Here is a 15,198-nt window from a genome sequence, read left to right on the forward strand (position 1 = left end):
AAGCGACCCTCCGTGGCCACATCGACCCCTGTTCGGCATGCCTGGCGTGCTCTGCTCGGACTGCTGATCATTGCCGCAGTCCTCGCCGGCATCAACGCGCTCGGCGTCTACGTGTTCAAGAAGAGCTCGTGGACCCCGGAGCTCGCGCTCGACCTGCAGGGCGGAACGCAGATCATCCTGCAGGCCTCGACGCCGGACGGCGCCGAGCCCACGACCGACCAGATGAACCAGGCCGCGACCATCATCCGCCAGAGAGTGGATGCCTCCGGCGTCGGCGAGGCCGACATCGCCACCCAGGCCGGCAACCAGATCGTGGTGCAGATCCCCGGCCAGGCCGACGACGAGACGCGCAAGCGCATCGAGTCGGCGGCGCAGCTGCAGCTGCGGGCCGTGATCTTCGCCGACGCGCCCTCGACGACGTTCGTCGGCGAGGACGGCAACGAGACCCCCTATCCCACGCCGGACCCGGCCCTCGAGGCGACGCCGACGGTGTCGCCGACCGACGGCAGCGACCTGAACTGGATCACTCCGAAGCTCCAGGCCGAGTTCCAGGCGTACGACTGCGCCGACACCGCCAACGACCCGGCGAACGCGCCCAAGGACGAGCCGCTCATCACGTGCGAGGCCGACGGCAGCGTCAAGTACATCCTCGGCCCCGTCGAGCTCGACGGCTCGGCGATCGAGAACGCGACCTTCGGCCAGGACTCGCAGAACGGCCAGTGGAACGTGCAGCTCGACTTCGACGCCGAGGGCACCGAGGCCTTCACGAAGGTGAGCACACGGCTGTACGGGGCGGACTCGCCGCGCGACCAGTTCGCGTTCGTGCTCGACGGCTCGGTTATCTCGGCGCCGCGCATGCAGGCGGTGATCACCGACGGTCGGCCGTCGATCTCCGGCTCGTTCACGCAGGAGACGGCGAAGACCCTCGCCGACCAGCTCAAGTACGGCGCACTGCCGCTGAGCTTCGCGGTGGTCAGCTCCGACACGATCTCGGCCACGCTCGGCTCGCAGCAGCTGCAGATCGGCCTCATCGCCGGCCTCATCGGCCTGGCGCTGGTCGCGCTGTACTCGCTGATCTCGTACCGCGCCCTGGGCTTCGTCATCATCGCGTCGTTGGGCGTGATGGCGGTGCTCACCTACTTGTGCATCTGCATCCTCGCGTGGCGCATGGGCTTCCGCCTGTCGCTGGCCGGCGTCGCGGGCCTGATCGTCTCGATCGGGTTCACCGCCGACTCGTTCATCGTCTACTTCGAGCGCATCCGCGACGAGCTGCGCGACGGCAAGAGCATCACCGGCGCCGTCGAGGACGGCTGGAGCCGCGCGAAGCGCACGATCTACATCTCCAAGTCGATCAACGTGCTCGCCGCCGTCGTGCTCTACATCCTCGCCGACGCGACCGTGAAGGGCTTCGCGTTCACCCTCGGGCTCACCACCGTCATCGACGTGTTGATCTTCATCGTGTTCACGCATCCGGTGATGCAGCTGCTGGCCCGCACGAGCTTCTTCGGCAACGGGCATCCGCTCTCCGGCATGAACCCCGACGCGCTGGGCGCCGTCTACCGCGGCCGCGCGCAGTTCCGGGCTCCCGCGGTCGCTGGCGGCAAGGGCCAGGCAGCCCGCAAGGCCGCCAAATCGCGCGGCGAGGCCGAGCGGCGGCAGACCATCGCCGAGCGCAAGCGCGCGGAGCTCGCCGAAAAACCCGGTTCGACGAGGGAGGGTGACAACTGATGGGCGCCATGAGCCGCTTCGGCAACAACCTCTACACCGGCAAGGTCTCCTTCCCGTTCGTTGGCCGACGCCGACTGTGGTTCCTCATCGCGATCCTGCTCGTCGTGGGCTCGGCGCTCGTGCCGCTGCTGCGCCCGATCCAGTTCTCGATCGAGTTCACCGGCGGGTCGCAGTTCACGGTGTCGGGTCTCAGCGCCCCCAACCAGTCGCTTGCCGCACCCGCAGTGGAGAAGATCGTCGCCGACGCGCACACCAAGGTCACGACGGTCGGCAACACGGCGGTGCGCGTGCAGACCGACCAGATGACCTCCGACCAGACGCAGGAAGTGCGCCAATCGCTCGCCGACGCCTACAAGGTCGAGATCGACGAGGTGACGTCGTCGTTCATCGGCCCGAGCTGGGGAGCGGATGTCACGCGCCAGTCGCTGTGGGGCCTGGCCATCTTCCTCGCGCTCACCTTCCTGATCCTGGCGCTGTACTTCCGCACCTGGAAGATGTCGGTCGCCGCGATCCTCGGCCTCGTCGACGTGCTCGTCATCACCATCGGCATCTACGCCCTCGCCGGGTTCGAGATCTCGCCCGCCGCGGTGATCGGATTCCTGACGATCCTCGCCTACTCGCTGTACGACACCACGGTCGTCTTCGACAAGATCCGCGAGAACACGCGAGAAGACGGCGAAGCGTCGGGCCGCACCTTCGGCGAGTCGGTGAACCTCGCCGTCAACCAGACGCTCGTCCGCTCGATCAACACGACGGTCGTCGCCGCGCTGCCGGTGGGCGCCATCCTGTTCATCGGCGCGTTCTGGCTCGGCGCCGAGACGCTCAGCGACATCTCGCTGTCGATCTTCGTCGGCATCATCGTCGCGGCGTACTCGACGCTGTTCGTGGCTGCGCCGTTGTACTCGCTGCTCCGCGAGAACGAGAAGAGCGTCCTCTCCCGCGACAAGAAGGTGCTGATCGCACGCGAGCGCGCCGCCGCCGCCGCGTGATCCGAGAGCACGCTCGCGCGGCGTAGGATTGTCGGGCGATCGGAGGTGCACGGATGACGGAGACGGTTCCTCCCACGAGCACGAGCCCGCCGTCGCTTCGCCGCCTCGTTCCGAGGATCTTCTCCCGGTCGTCGCGCAGCGACGACGTCGAGCGCCTGCTGCGCACGGTGCGCGCCAACCACCCCCGCGGCGACCTCAGCGTCATCGAACGCGCCTACGCCGTCGCCGAGCGCGCGCACGAGGGGCAAAAGCGCCAGAGCGGCGAGCCGTACATCACGCACCCGGTCGCGGTCGCGCAGATCCTCGCCGACCTGGGGCTCGGGCCGCGCGCCATCGCCGCGGCCCTTTTGCACGACACCGTCGAAGACACCAGCTACGGCCTCGACGAGCTGACGGCGGAGTTCGGCGACGAGGTCGCGATGCTGGTGGATGGCGTCACCAAGCTCGACAAGGTCAAGTACGGCGAGAGCGCGCAAGCCGAGACGGTGCGCAAGATGATCGTGGCGATGTCCAAAGACATCCGCGTCCTCATCATCAAGCTGGCCGACCGGCTGCACAACGCGCGCACGTGGGGCTTCGTGCCGCCCGAGAAGGCCGCCAAGAAGGCGACCGAGACGCTGGAGATCTACGCCCCGCTGGCGCACCGGCTGGGCATCCAGGCGATCAAGTCCGAGCTCGAAGACCTCTCGTTCGCGGTGCTGCACCCGAAGATCTACGCCGAAATCGACTCGCTCGTGAAACAGCGCACCCCGCAGCGCGAGGAGTACGTGCACCAGGTCATCGACGCGGTCGACGAGGATCTGCGCGAGCTGCGGATCCGCGGCCGCGTCATGGGCCGGCCCAAGCAGCTGTACTCCGTGTACCAGAAGATGGTCGTGCGCGGCCGCGAGTTCGACGACATCTACGACCTCATCGGCATCCGGGTGCTCGTGAACAGCGTGCGCGACTGCTACGCCGTGCTCGGCGCCATCCACGCCCGCTGGACGCCGCTTCCGGGCCGCTTCAAGGATTACATCGCGACCCCGAAGTTCAATCTCTACCGCTCGCTGCACACGACCGTGATCGGCCCTGGCGGCCGCACCGTCGAGATCCAGATCCGCACGCACGAGATGCACCAGCAGGCCGAGTTCGGCGTCGCCGCGCACTGGAAGTACAAGGAGCAGGTCAACGGCGGCGGCAAGCCGTCGGGGCGGGCGATCGACGCCGACATGGCGTGGATCGCCCACATCTCCGACTGGCAGGCCGAGACCGCCGATCCGGGCGAGTTCCTCGACTCGCTGCGCTTCGAGATCGGCGCGAAAGAGGTGTACGTGTTCACGCCGAAGGGACGGGTGATCGGCCTGCCCGGCGGGGCGACGCCGGTCGACTTCGCGTACGCCGTGCACACCGAGGTCGGCCACCGCACGATGGGCGCGAAGGTGAACGGGCGCCTCGTGCCGCTGGAGTCCGAGCTCAAAAGCGGCGACGTCGTCGAGGTGTTCACGTCGAAGAACCCGGATGCCGGCCCCAGCCAGGACTGGCTGGGCTTCGTGAAAAGCCCGCGGGCGCGCAGCAAGATCCGCGGCTGGTTCACGAAAGAGCGACGCGAGGAGGCCATCGAGCAGGGCAAGGAGGCGATCGCCCGCGCGATGCGCCGGCAGAACCTGCCCCTGCAGCGTCTGATGAGCCAGGACTCGTTCGCCGAGGTCGCCCAGCAGTTGAAGTACGAGGATGTCTCCGCGCTCTACGCCGCTGTCGGCGAAGGGCACGTGTCGACGCAGTCGGTGATCGAGAAGGTGAGTGCGCTGGTGGGCGCGCTCGACACGAACACCGGCCCGATCGACCTGCCGCCGGTCGGCACGCGACACTCGGCGCGCACCGGCGACTCGGGCATCCTGGTGCGTGGGGCGCCCGACATCCTCGTCAAGCTCGCCAAGTGCTGCACGCCGGTTCCGGGCGACCGCATCATGGGCTTCATCACGCGCGGGCAGGGCGTCTCGGTGCACCGTGCCGACTGCACGAACGTGAAATCGCTCATGGCCGACCCGAACCGCGTCATCGACGTGGAGTGGGCGCCGACCAGCAAAAGCGTGTTCCTCGTGCAGATCCAGGTCGAGGCGCTCGACCGCGCGGGGCTGCTGTCGGATGTCACCCGCGTGCTCAGCGAGCACCACGTCAACATCCTGTCGGCGACCGTGTCGACGACGAATGACCGGCTCGCCATCAGCCGGTTCGTGTTCGAGATGGGCGACACCGTCCACCTCGACCGCGTGCTGAACGCCGTGCGCCGCATCGACGCTGTGTACGACGTGTACCGCGTCACCACCTCGTAGCCGACCGCTCCAGCCTGCGCAGCAGGTCGAGCGCGGCGGGCTTGCCGGGCGGGCCGTCCTGCACGGCGAGCCGCACGATGGCGCCGCGCACGACGCGCGTGCGCGAGCCCAGCCGGGCGATCGCGCGGTCGAGCTGGCGCTCGTCGTCAAGGTCCGCCCCGACGACCCGCTGCCGCGCCAGGTCGGCGAGCGTGCGTGACGGGGAGCTCACCGCCATCCCGCCGATCCGCACGATGTCGTGCTCGGGCAGGCGGCCGTCGCGGTACACGACGCCGCGGCCGACGACATGGCCGATGCGGTGGTCGACCGCCCGCTGCACCGTGTGCCGCCGCGGCGGCGCGTCAAGCGCCCCGTGCACCCACGCTGCGCTGGAGTGCGTGGCGGCGAGCAGGTCGCCGAGGATCGGCGTGAGCGAGGCGGCGCGCAGGGCCGGCGTCTCCACCGCGTCGGCGGGGATGTAGCCCTCGCCGAGCTCGACGAGGTGGCCGTCCAGGCGCGCGGCCGACAGCTCGGCCGGCGAAAGCCCGGCGTGCGCGAAGTACACGTAGCAGGCTGCGCGGGTGGGCGGCATCCTTCCAGCGTGCCCGACGGGCGGCCGCGCGTGCGGAGTGGTTGGGGCGCTGTGGATAACCCGTGCTCAGCCGCCGACGGCGGCGAGCCACGCCTTGCGCGCCTTGAGCGCCTCCTCGGCCTCGGCGACGGCCTTCTTGTCGCCGGCCTTCTTCGCGGCGGCGAGCTCGGCCTCGAGCTTCTCGATCGCGTCGGTCAGCTGCCGCGTCATGTCGTTGGCGCGAGCCTTCGTCTCCGGATTGTTGCGCTTCCAGTCGGCGTCCTCGCGCGAGCGGAGGGCCTGCTCGATCTTGCGCAGGCTGTCGTCGAGCGCGCGCTCCTTCTCGCGGGGGAAGATGCGGCCCACCTCGTCCCAGCGGCGCTGGATGCTGGTGAGCAGCGCGCGGGCCTTGGCGATGTCCTTCTCGTCGCCAACCGCCTTGGCCTCGTCGAGCAGCGCGCGGCGCTGGTCGATCTTCTCTTTGGACGCCTCGGCCTCGGCGGCCTCACGCGCGCCGCGGGCAGCGTACAGAGCATCGCCGGCGGCCTTGAAACGCGCCCACAGCGCGTCGTCGGCCTTCTTGCCCGCGCGGCCGGCGGACTTCCACTGGTCGAGGAGCTCGCGATACGCGCCGATGCCGTCCTCGCCCTTCGGCGCGAGCGCCTCCGCCTTCTCGACGAGGCGGGTCTTGCGATCGCGCGCGCCCTTGTGCACCTCGTCGAGCTCGGCGTAGAACTCGCGGCGGCGGCGGTCGAGCACCGACCGGGCGTCGCGGAATCGCTTCCACAGTTGCTGCGCCACCGACTTCGGCAGACGCGGCCCGTGCTGTTGCTGGGACTGCCACTGCTCGAACAACGCGCTGACCTCGGCGGTGGTCTGCTTCCACTGGATCGACTTGGGGTCGCGGGCGACGATTGCCTCCGCCTTCTCGACGACCTCGGTGCGCTGGCGAATCGCCTCCTCGACGGCCTCTCGCGCCGCGGCCGCCTCGGCGGCGCTGGCGGCGCCGAGCTCGTCGGTGAGCGCGGTGAGCCGATCGGAGAGCGCATTAAGGTCGCCGACGGCCGCGGCGCCCTCGACCTCGGTGGCAAGGTGCTGGGCGGCCGTTCGCAGCTCGGCGGCCGATGCCCCGCCGCCACGGTGGCGCTGCTCGAGCAGCGCCACCTTGTCGGCGAGGTCGGTGAACTTGCGCGCGAAGTACGCCAGGGCCTCGTCGGGGGTGCCGTCCGGGTACTGGCCGACCTCGCGCCATCCATCGCCTTCGCGCACCGAGACCGTGCCATCTTCGGCGACGCGGCCCCATTCCTTGGTGGGAACGATCGGGATCGACGACGTCGCCGGCGGGCGGGGCATCGGGCGCGGAACCGGGCGGGGTCCGGGGATCGGGGTCGGCGCGGCCGCTGCCGCAGGCTCGGGCTCTGTGTGCTCAGACTCAGCAGGATCGGGCTCGACATTCTCAGGCTCGTCCGCCGCATCCGCCTCCGCAGCCGAACCGGACTGATCCGTCGTGTCGGGCTCCGCGCCGGTGGGCGCTTCGATCGACGCGTCTTCGTCGACGGCGTCGGTCGCAGCCTGATCTAGGGGTGACTCTTCGGGCACAGTCATCGGGTTCACCTCGTCGCGGCGCATGCCGCCTGGTGTCGGAAAGGACGCGACCCAGCCTAGGGGATGAGCCCTCTCGGAGTGGAGGAGCGCGGAGTTGAGGATGCCTGCCGCGGCCTACTCCGACGGCGCCGGCGCCGGCGACTCGGAGGCGCCGGTGACCGGCGACTCGCTCACTCCCGGGTCGGGCGTCGCGGGAACGCTGGTGCTCGACGACGGATCTGGCGTCGGCTCCGGCGTGCCGGGGCCCACCGTGTAGTACGCGATCTGCCCGCCGACGACGCCGAGAAGGAGCAGCCCGCCGACCACGCCCGCGACGACGTTGTCGCGCTTGCGGCGCCGCTGCTGGCCCTCGTGGTACGCGGCTCGTGCCTGGTACAGCCGGGCCCGCTCGCGTTCCTCGCGCGCAGCGCGCCCCTTGTTTCCCGCCGCCACGCGACCCTCCCGACCGTCGAACTCGACCTCGCACGACTCTACGCATCGACGTCGGGGGCATCCAAACCGCGGTGTCATACGGCGCGGCTAGCCTGGAGCGGTGAGCTCTCCCACCGCCCTGTTCGCCGGCGACGCGCACCGGCAGACGCCGCTGGCGGTGCGGATGCGCCCGACATCCCTCGACGAGGTCGCCGGCCAAGGCCATCTCTTGAAGCCGGGGTCTCCGCTCGTGCAGCTCGCCAGCTCCGACGCCGCGTCGCAGCGCGCGGTGTCGGTGATCCTGTGGGGGCCGCCCGGCACCGGCAAGACCACGCTCGCGCAGGCGATCGCCCGCTCGTCCGGCCGCCGGTTCGTCGAGCTGTCGGCGGTGACGGCGGGCGTGCGCGATGTGCGCGAGGTCATGCAAGACGCCATGACCCAGCGGGATCTTTACGGCCAGTCGACGATCCTGTTCCTCGACGAGATCCACCGGTTCACGAAGGCGCAGCAAGACGCGCTGCTGCCCGGCGTCGAGAACGGCTGGGTGGTGCTCATTGCGGCGACCACCGAGAACCCGTCGTTCTCGGTGGTCTCGCCGCTGCTGTCCCGCTCGCTGCTGCTCACGCTGCAGCCGCTGTCCGACGACGACCTGGGCCTGCTCATCGACCGGGCCGTCGACGATCCGCGCGGACTCGCGGGCGAAGTGGCGTTGGAGCCCGACGCGCGCGCGGCGCTCATCCGCCTCGCCTCCGGCGACGCGCGGCGAGCGCTGACGGCGCTGGAGGCCGCGGCATCCCTTCCCGAGGCCACGGAAGGCACGCCGGCCATCACGGCGGAGCACGTCGCGCAGGCCGTCGACCGGGCGCTGCTGCGGTACGACCGGCAGGGCGACGAGCACTACGACGTCGTGAGCGCGTTCATCAAGTCGATCCGCGGGTCGGACGTCGATGCCGCGATGCACTACCTCGCGCGCATGATCGAGGCGGGGGAGGATCCGCGGTTCATCGCCCGCCGGCTCGTGATCTCCGCCGCCGAGGACATCGGGCTGGCGGATCCCGCCGGGTTGCAGATCGCGGTCGCCGCGGCCGACGCGGTGGCGTTCATCGGGATGCCGGAAGGCCGCATCCCGCTCGCCGAGGCGACCGCCTACCTCGCGACGGCCGCCAAGTCGAACGCCGCGTACCTCGCGATCGACCGCGCCATCGCCGACGTCAGAGCCGGCGGCATCGGGCGCGTGCCGAAGCACTTGCGCGACGCGCACTATCCGGGCGCGAAGCGGCTCGGGCACGGAAAGGGATACGAGTACCCGCACGACAGCGAGATCGGCGTGCTCGCGCAGCAGTACCTGCCCGACGAGCTGCTGGGCACGCGCTACTACGAGCCGAAGGCGCTCGGCGCCGAGCGCGAGGTGCAGGCGCGGCTCGAGAAGATCCGCCGCATCCTCGACGGCGCGTAGGCCTACGGTCGTTGAGCGGTCCCGGTCGTTGAGCGAGCGGAGCGAGACGAAACGCCGCGATCTCACCGCCCGAGACGACTCGAGCCGACGCGACACTGGCAGAGTGTGACCGTGACCTTCAGAGCCCTGGGCGCGGCGGCCGCCGCCGCGCTCGCCGTGACGTTGACGGCCTGCGCGACACCGACTCCCGGCGCGCCGAGCGGTGCTCCGACGGCGAGTGGCCCCGCGCGGGTGACCACGCAGCATCCGGTCACCGTCCTCGACGACGGAGACGGCGCCGAGCTGTGCGTTGGCGGGGTCGCCACCTCGCTTCCGCCCCAGTGCGGCGGGCCGTCGCTCGTCGGTTGGGACTGGGCGGATCACGAGGGCGACTACGACCAGGCGTCCGGCGTGCGATGGGGCGAGTTCGTCGTGACGGGGGAGTACGACCCCGCCGCCGACACGTTCACGCCCACCGAGGTGGTCAGCGGTCGCGACGGCGAGTGGCCGGCGGGCGACGGGGGCGTCGCCGCGTTCGACACGCCGTGCGAGGAGCCGGACGGCGGGTGGCAGGTCGTGGACGAGTCGAAGGCGACGCCGCAGGCGATGGATGCCGTGTTCCAGGCGGCGTCGAAGCTCGATGGCTTCGCGGCCTCGTGGATGGACCAGTCCCGCAATCCGGCCAGCGCCCCGGACGTGCAGGCGACGATGCCGCCCGAGGAGCTCGAGAGCGCGATGAACAGCCCCACGCTCAGCGTCGTGAACGTGAGGGTCGTCGGCGATCCGGCGGCGGCCGAGGCGGAGCTGCGCAAGGTGTGGGGAGGGATGCTGTGCGTCACCGCCGCGGAGCGGACCGAGGCCGAGCTGCTCTCGATCATGGACGAGGTCATGGATTCCGTGCCTGGTGTGCTGGGTGGCAGCCCCGACGGCCGCGCTGGGACGGTGGACATCAGCGTCGTGTGGGATGACGGCGCGCTGCAGCGAAAGCTCGACGCGCGGCACGGGACCGGTGTCGTGCGCGTGGAGTCGGCGCTCGTTCCGGTCAGTTGAGACGATGCGGGCATGAGCAAACAGGCAGGTGCGACAGTGAGCTTCCGATACGCGGGAGTGGCGGCGGCCGTAGCCGGCGCTCTGGTGCTCAGCGCGTGCGCGTCCGCTCCGGATGGCTCGCCTGGCAGGACAGAGGCGTCCAACCAGATGCCCCCGGTGTCCGGCGCGTCGCTTGTGACGACTCCGTACCCGGTGCTGGTGATCGGCGACGACGACGAGGGCGCCAAGGCCTGCCTCGGCGCGATCTTCGCGTCCGTCCCCGCTCAGTGCGACGGGACCCCGCTCGTCGGTTGGGACTGGTCCGAGCACGAGGGCGAGTACAGCGACGAGTTCCACCGCCCCGAAGGGGAGTTCTTCATTACGGGATGGTGGGACCCGGCGACCGAGACGCTGGCCCCGACCGAGGTCGGCAACGGTCGCGACTTCGACTGGTCGACCAAGCCCGAGCCGGACGACGACGTCGACTTCACGACGCGATGCCCCGAGCCCGCGGGCGGCTGGCACGTGCTCGACGAAGCCACGACCACCGACAAGGCGATGGACCGGGTGTTCCGCCGGGCCACGAAGCTCGACGGCTACACCTCGTCATGGATGGACTCCTCGCTCGAGCCCGACCCGACGCCGGAGGAGATCGCGGCAATGGAGCGAGGCGAGTCGACCACCTCGTGGAACAAGCCCGAGCTCATGATTGTGAACGTCATGGTCGCCGGCGATGTCGCCGCAGCCGAAGCAGAGCTGCGGAAAGTGTGGGGCGGGATGCTGTGCGTCACCGCCGCGGAGCGCTCGCGCCGGGAGATCCGCGCGATCACGAAGGAGATCATCGAGGTCGCCCCCGGCTTCATCACCACCAGCGGCGAGACGGCGGGCGAAGACATCGTGGTCACCGTGGTCTACGACGACGGGTCTCTCCAGCGCGAGGTCGACAGCAGGTACGGCACCGGCGTCGTGCGCATCCAGTCGACGCTCGTTGCGGCATCCTGACCGCGCTTGTGTCCTGCACTCTGCGAGACGATGGCAATCGGCTTCGCGCGGCTGTTTCCTTCAATCGCGCGCGTTTCTCGCAGGCGCGAATGCGGGCATTTGTAGCGCGAGGCGTCAGCGGGCGTTGTGCGCGTGGGGTGGACGCTCGTCGTCGCGGGAAGGTGGGGGGCTTTCCCGATCCACCCGCGGATGAACGGGCGAGGGCGGCTCTGTTAGACTTGAGCGGCTCGAAACCGAGTTTTTGGGCATCCCCTCTTCTCTTCACCGACCTTCAGGCGTGCCCCGGCGTGCAGTCCTGACAGGGCGAGGAGAGGGAGATACGTCCGCGAGCCGTGAGAGACACGGCCGCGTCATCGGAAGGAATACTTCGTGGTCACGAAGTCCCAGGACCGCCGCAAGGTCCGCCTGTCCCGCGCGCTCGGCGTCGCACTCACCCCGAAGGCCGCGCGCTACCTCGAGAAGCGCCCGTACGCTCCCGGCGAGCACGGCCGCACCAAGCGCAAGGCCGACAGCGACTACGCGGTCCGCCTGCGCGAGAAGCAGCGTCTGCGCGAGCAGTACGGCATCCGCGAGAAGCAGCTGCGCATCCAGTTCGAAGAGGCCCGCCGCAAAGACGGCCTGACGGGTGAGAACCTCGTCGAGCAGCTCGAGATGCGCCTGGACGCGCTCGTGCTGCGCTCGGGCTTCGCCCGCACCACGGCGCAGGCCCGCCAGCTGGTCGTGCACCGCCACATCCTCGTCGACGGCCAGCTCGTCGACCGCCCGTCGTTCCGTGTGAAGCCGGGTCAGCTCATCCACGTCAAGCCGAAGAGCGAGGGTCTCGACCCGTTCCAGGTCGCTGCCGCCGGTGGCCACGCCGACGTGCTGCCCCCGGTTCCGGGCTACCTGGAGGTCGAGCTCGACAAGCTCCAGGCGCGCCTGGTGCGCCGCCCGAAGCGCGCCGAGGTGCCCGTCACGTGTGACGTGCAGCTCGTCGTCGAGTACTACGCCGCGCGCTAAGCGTGTTGCCGAGAGGGTGTCGGGGGAAGACCCCGGCGCCCTCTCGCGCGTCTGCCCAATGCTCAGCAGGCACCTTCTGCTGATACGCCCGCCGCCAGACCCGCCGAAGGCGACTGCTGAGCGTTCAGCGCGCCGCTCGGCAGTCGCGATGTGCAGGTGCGAGGCGCGCGAACCCGCAGAAGATGACTGCTGAGCGCCGGTGCCGGCGCGACCGAGGCCGTGCGGGGACTCGCGCCGCGTGGGTGGCTCGCGCTACAGGAACCCGCAGTCGCGCGTGCGAGACGCACGCGCGACTGAAGGAAACTGCCGCGCGAAGCAGCGCGCGGGCGCGAGCGCCTCGCAAGACGCTCGATGCCCCGCGACAACGCTCGACACCCCGCCCGGGCGCGCTCAGCCGCGGGCGCGACGCGCCGAGACCACCCCCGTGTCGAAGCCGAGCAGATGCAGCCCGCCGTGGAAGCGCGCGTGCTCGACTTTGACGCAGCGGTCCATGACGACCTTCAGGCCGAGGCTCTCGCCGTGGCGGGCAGCGTCCTCGTTCCAGATCCCGAGCTGCACCCACACCACGGGCGCGCCGACGGCGGCCGCCTCGTTCATGACGGACGGGATGTCGGCGGGCCGGCGGAACACGTCGACGATGTCGGGGACCTCGGGCAGCGAGGCGAGGTCGGGGTAGGCCGGCTGGCCGAGGATCTCGGTCGCGTTCGGGTTCACGAAGTACACGCGGTAGTCGCTCGACGAAACCAGGTAAGTGCCGACGAAGAAGCTCGCCCGCGCGGGGTTCGCCGACGCCCCGACGATCGCGATCGAGCGCGCGGTGTTCAGGATGCGCTGCCGCTCCTGCGCGCTCGGACCGCTCCACGCGCGCTGCGACTTCAGCAGCCGCGCGAGGGGCGAGTCAGCGGGCAGTTCACATGTGAGGCCGTTGACCAGCTGCGTCGAGACCGTCCCGTCGCTCACCGCGCACCCCCCGCGACCGCGGCCGACAAGGCTCGGTCGAGGTCGTACAGGATGTCGGCGGCATCCTCGATTCCCACGCTGATGCGCACGAGCCCGGGCTCGACTCCCGCGTCCACGAGTTGCTGCTCGGTGAGCTGGGCGTGCGTGGTGGACGCGGGATGGATGACGAGGGTCTTCGCGTCGCCGATGTTCGCCAGGTGGCTCGCGAGCTCGACGTTCTCGATGAAGGCCTTGCCCGCCGCGCGCCCGCCCTTCACGACGAACCCGAAGACGCTGCCCGGCCCCGCCGGGAGGTACTTGGCCGCCCGCTCGTGGTGCGGATGCCCCGGCAAGCCGGCCCAGAAGACCTTCTCGACACGCGGGTCCGTGGCGAGCCACTCGGCGACCACGCGCGCGTTGTCGACGTGCGCCTGGATGCGGTAGGGCAGGGTCTCCACGCCCTGCGCCAACAGCCACGCCGAGTGCGGCGAGAGCGCGGGGCCGATGTCGCGCAGCTGCTCGGCGCGCAGGCGCACGAGGAAGCCGTACTCGCCGAAGTTGCCGACCCACGACAGGTTGCCGTACGACGGCACCGGCTCGTGCATGAGGGGGAAGCGCTCGGCCGGATAAGAAAAGCGGCCGCTCTCGACCACGACGCCGCCGAGCGTCGTGCCGTGGCCGCCGAGGAACTTCGTCGCGGAGTGCACGACGATGTCGGCGCCCCACTCGATCGGCCGGTTCAAATACGGGGTCGCGACCGTCGAGTCGATCACGAGGGGGACGCCCGCGTCGTGGGCGACCTCGGCGAGCCCTTCCAGGTCGGCGATCTCTCCCGACGGGTTGGCGATCGTCTCGGCGAAGACCAGCTTGGTGTGGGGCGTCACCACCGCCGCGAAGTCTGCCGGATCCGACCCCCGCACGAACGTGGTCTCGACTCCGAACCGGCGAAGCGTGACATCCAGCTGCGTCACCGACCCGCCGTACAGGCTGGACGACGCGACGATGTGGTCGCCCGCGCCGGCGAGCGCCGCGAACAGCAGGTACTGCGCCGACAGCCCGCTCGCCGTCGCCACGGCGCCGAGCCCGCCCTCGAGGCTCGCGACCCGCTCCTCGAAACTCGCCACGGTGGGGTTCGCAAGGCGGGAGTAGATGTTCCCGTACTTCTGCAGCGCGAACCGCGCGGCGGCGTCGTCGGTGTCGTCGAAGACGAACGCGCTGGACTGGTAGATCGGCAGGGCGCGCGCGCCCGATGCCGCGTCGGGGATGTTGCCGGCGTGGATGGCGCGCGTGCGGAACCCGTACTCGTGGTCTGACATTTAGGCCCACCTCCGAAGTGCCCACGTCTCGAAGACCCGCAGCAGCGAGTCTGACAGCTTGCCCAGCACCGCGAGCAGGATGATCGCGAGGAAGATGCGGTCGATGCGGCCGCTGTTGCCCGAGTCTACGAGCAGGAACCCGAGCCCCATCGACGACGCGATGAGCTCGGCGGCCACCAGGAACAGCCACGACTGAGCGAGCGCGAGCCGCAGACCCGAGACGACCGACGGCACGACGGCGGGCAGTTGCACGGCGCGAAACAGCGACAACCCGGTGAGCCCGTACGTGCGGCCGACCTCGAGCAGGTGCCGGTCGACGTGCCGCAGGGCGGCGGCAACCACCGTGTAGACGGGGAAGAACGCGCCGATGGCGATGAGGATGATCTTCGACTCCTCGCCGATCTTGAACCACAGGATCAACAGCGGCACCCAGGCCAGCGACGGCACCGCGCGCAGCGCGCCGAGAGTGGGCGCGAGCAGGATGTCGCCCGCACGCGAGAGCCCGACGACCGCGCCCAGCACGAGGCCCACACTCGCGCCGATCGCGAAGCCGATGAGCACACGCTGCGTCGAGATCGCCACGTACAGGCCGAGCAGCCCGCGCTCGGCGAGGTCGACCCCGGCGGAGACCACCATGCCGGGCGAGGGCAGCAGCGAGGTGTCGACGATGCCGTTCGCCGAGACGAGGTGCCACACGAGCAGCAGCGCGGCCGGCAACGCGGCGCCGCCGACCACGCGCCCCCACAGCGGGATGCCGCGCGGCCGGCCGAACCGCGCAGCGGCTGGGACCGCGTCGCCTTGAGCGATCGCCGCGGGCGGGGCGGGCACGTCGGGGCCAGCCCAGTCAGCGGTGCGCTCTGGCTCGTGCGCCACGGTCGTCACC

At 70.4% G+C, this 15,198-nt stretch carries 13 protein-coding genes; 7 read left to right on the forward strand and 6 right to left on the reverse strand.

All coding sequences use genetic code 11. The features are described from left to right. Positions 1 to 12 precede the first annotated feature (12 nt). From secD to QM611_RS07710, 3 genes are read left to right on the forward strand one after another with little or no spacing between them, the layout of a single operon-like run. Positions 13 to 1,728 carry a protein translocase subunit SecD gene (gene secD / locus QM611_RS07700; protein WP_415079318.1) on the forward strand — a complete coding sequence of 572 codons (1,716 nt, stop codon included), beginning with the start codon at positions 13 to 15 and terminating at the stop codon, positions 1,726 to 1,728. Then, positions 1,728 to 2,717 (forward strand): protein translocase subunit SecF, encoded by a 990-nt coding sequence (gene secF / locus QM611_RS07705; RefSeq protein WP_415079319.1) that lies wholly within the window; start codon positions 1,728 to 1,730, stop codon positions 2,715 to 2,717. Before secD ends, secF begins: the two co-directional genes overlap by 1 nt. Before the next feature lie 53 nt (positions 2,718 to 2,770). Then, a complete protein-coding gene (locus tag QM611_RS07710) occupies positions 2,771 to 5,029 on the forward strand; it encodes a RelA/SpoT family protein (protein ID WP_415079320.1) in 2,259 nt (752 codons plus the stop codon). On the opposite strand, the gene QM611_RS07715 is transcribed toward QM611_RS07710, so the two are convergent. The 3 genes from QM611_RS07715 to QM611_RS07725 all read right to left on the reverse strand — a co-directional run bounded on the left by QM611_RS07715 (position 5,016) and on the right by QM611_RS07725 (position 7,616). Then, positions 5,016 to 5,600 (reverse strand): hypothetical protein, encoded by a 585-nt coding sequence (locus QM611_RS07715; RefSeq protein WP_415079321.1) that lies wholly within the window; start codon positions 5,598 to 5,600, stop codon positions 5,016 to 5,018. The genes QM611_RS07710 and QM611_RS07715 overlap by 14 nt on opposite strands. A 66-nt stretch (positions 5,601 to 5,666) precedes the next feature. Continuing rightward, complete coding sequence (locus QM611_RS07720) at positions 5,667 to 6,932, reverse strand: DUF349 domain-containing protein (RefSeq protein WP_415079353.1); 1,266 nt, start codon at positions 6,930 to 6,932, stop codon at positions 5,667 to 5,669. A gap of 366 nt (positions 6,933 to 7,298) precedes the next feature. Then, positions 7,299 to 7,616 carry a dioxygenase gene (locus tag QM611_RS07725; RefSeq protein ID WP_415079322.1) on the reverse strand — a complete coding sequence of 106 codons (318 nt, stop codon included), beginning with the start codon at positions 7,614 to 7,616 and terminating at the stop codon, positions 7,299 to 7,301. A 100-nt stretch (positions 7,617 to 7,716) separates the two neighbouring features. On the opposite strand from QM611_RS07725, the gene QM611_RS07730 reads away from it, so the two are divergent. The 4 genes from QM611_RS07730 (at position 7,717) to rpsD (ending at position 12,060) form a co-directional block, all read left to right on the forward strand. Next, positions 7,717 to 9,051, forward strand: a complete 1,335-nt coding sequence (locus QM611_RS07730; protein WP_415079323.1) for a replication-associated recombination protein A — start codon at positions 7,717 to 7,719, stop codon at positions 9,049 to 9,051. A gap of 111 nt (positions 9,052 to 9,162) precedes the next feature. Continuing rightward, positions 9,163 to 10,080, forward strand: a complete 918-nt coding sequence (locus tag QM611_RS07735; RefSeq protein WP_415079324.1) for a hypothetical protein — start codon at positions 9,163 to 9,165, stop codon at positions 10,078 to 10,080. Positions 10,081 to 10,092: 12 nt separating this feature from the next. Next, positions 10,093 to 11,061, forward strand: coding sequence for a hypothetical protein (locus tag QM611_RS07740; RefSeq protein WP_415079325.1), 969 nt, complete (start codon positions 10,093 to 10,095; stop codon positions 11,059 to 11,061). Between the two features lie 369 nt (positions 11,062 to 11,430). Then, positions 11,431 to 12,060 (forward strand): 30S ribosomal protein S4, encoded by a 630-nt coding sequence (rpsD, locus tag QM611_RS07745; protein WP_415079326.1) that lies wholly within the window; start codon positions 11,431 to 11,433, stop codon positions 12,058 to 12,060. 390 nt (positions 12,061 to 12,450) lie between these two features. Here the strand turns inward: rpsD and QM611_RS07750 are convergent, their stop codons facing one another. The 3 genes from QM611_RS07750 to QM611_RS07760 are packed head-to-tail and all read right to left on the reverse strand — an operon-like array spanning position 12,451 to position 15,197. Next, on the reverse strand, positions 12,451 to 12,969 hold the full coding sequence (locus QM611_RS07750) for a CoA-binding protein (protein WP_415079354.1): 519 nt from the start codon (positions 12,967 to 12,969) through the stop codon (positions 12,451 to 12,453). Positions 12,970 to 13,016: 47 nt separating this feature from the next. Continuing rightward, the gene (locus QM611_RS07755; RefSeq protein ID WP_415079327.1) at positions 13,017 to 14,315 is read right to left on the reverse strand and encodes an O-acetylhomoserine aminocarboxypropyltransferase/cysteine synthase family protein; all 1,299 of its coding nucleotides are present in this window, start codon (positions 14,313 to 14,315) and stop codon (positions 13,017 to 13,019) included. Further along, the gene (locus QM611_RS07760) at positions 14,316 to 15,197 is read right to left on the reverse strand and encodes an ABC transporter permease (protein WP_415079328.1); all 882 of its coding nucleotides are present in this window, start codon (positions 15,195 to 15,197) and stop codon (positions 14,316 to 14,318) included. Position 15,198: the final 1 nt, after the last annotated feature.

Origin of the sequence: Microbacterium sp. (assembly GCF_047606685.1) — a bacterium.
Classification (GTDB): domain Bacteria; phylum Actinomycetota; class Actinomycetes; order Actinomycetales; family Microbacteriaceae; genus Microbacterium.

Excerpts from the sequence above, each read along its gene's own strand:
- secF (WP_415079319.1), top strand. The coding sequence starts at position 1,728 with ATGGGCGCCATGAGCCGCTTCGGCAACAACCTCTACACCGGCAAGGTC.
- QM611_RS07710 (WP_415079320.1), top strand. The coding sequence starts at position 2,771 with ATGACGGAGACGGTTCCTCCCACGAGCACGAGCCCGCCGTCGCTTCGC.
- QM611_RS07715 (WP_415079321.1), bottom strand. The coding sequence starts at position 5,600 with ATGCCGCCCACCCGCGCAGCCTGCTACGTGTACTTCGCGCACGCCGGG.
- QM611_RS07720 (WP_415079353.1), bottom strand. The coding sequence starts at position 6,932 with ATGCCCCGCCCGCCGGCGACGTCGTCGATCCCGATCGTTCCCACCAAG.
- QM611_RS07740 (WP_415079325.1), top strand. The coding sequence starts at position 10,093 with ATGAGCAAACAGGCAGGTGCGACAGTGAGCTTCCGATACGCGGGAGTG.
- QM611_RS07755 (WP_415079327.1), bottom strand. The coding sequence starts at position 14,315 with ATGTCAGACCACGAGTACGGGTTCCGCACGCGCGCCATCCACGCCGGC.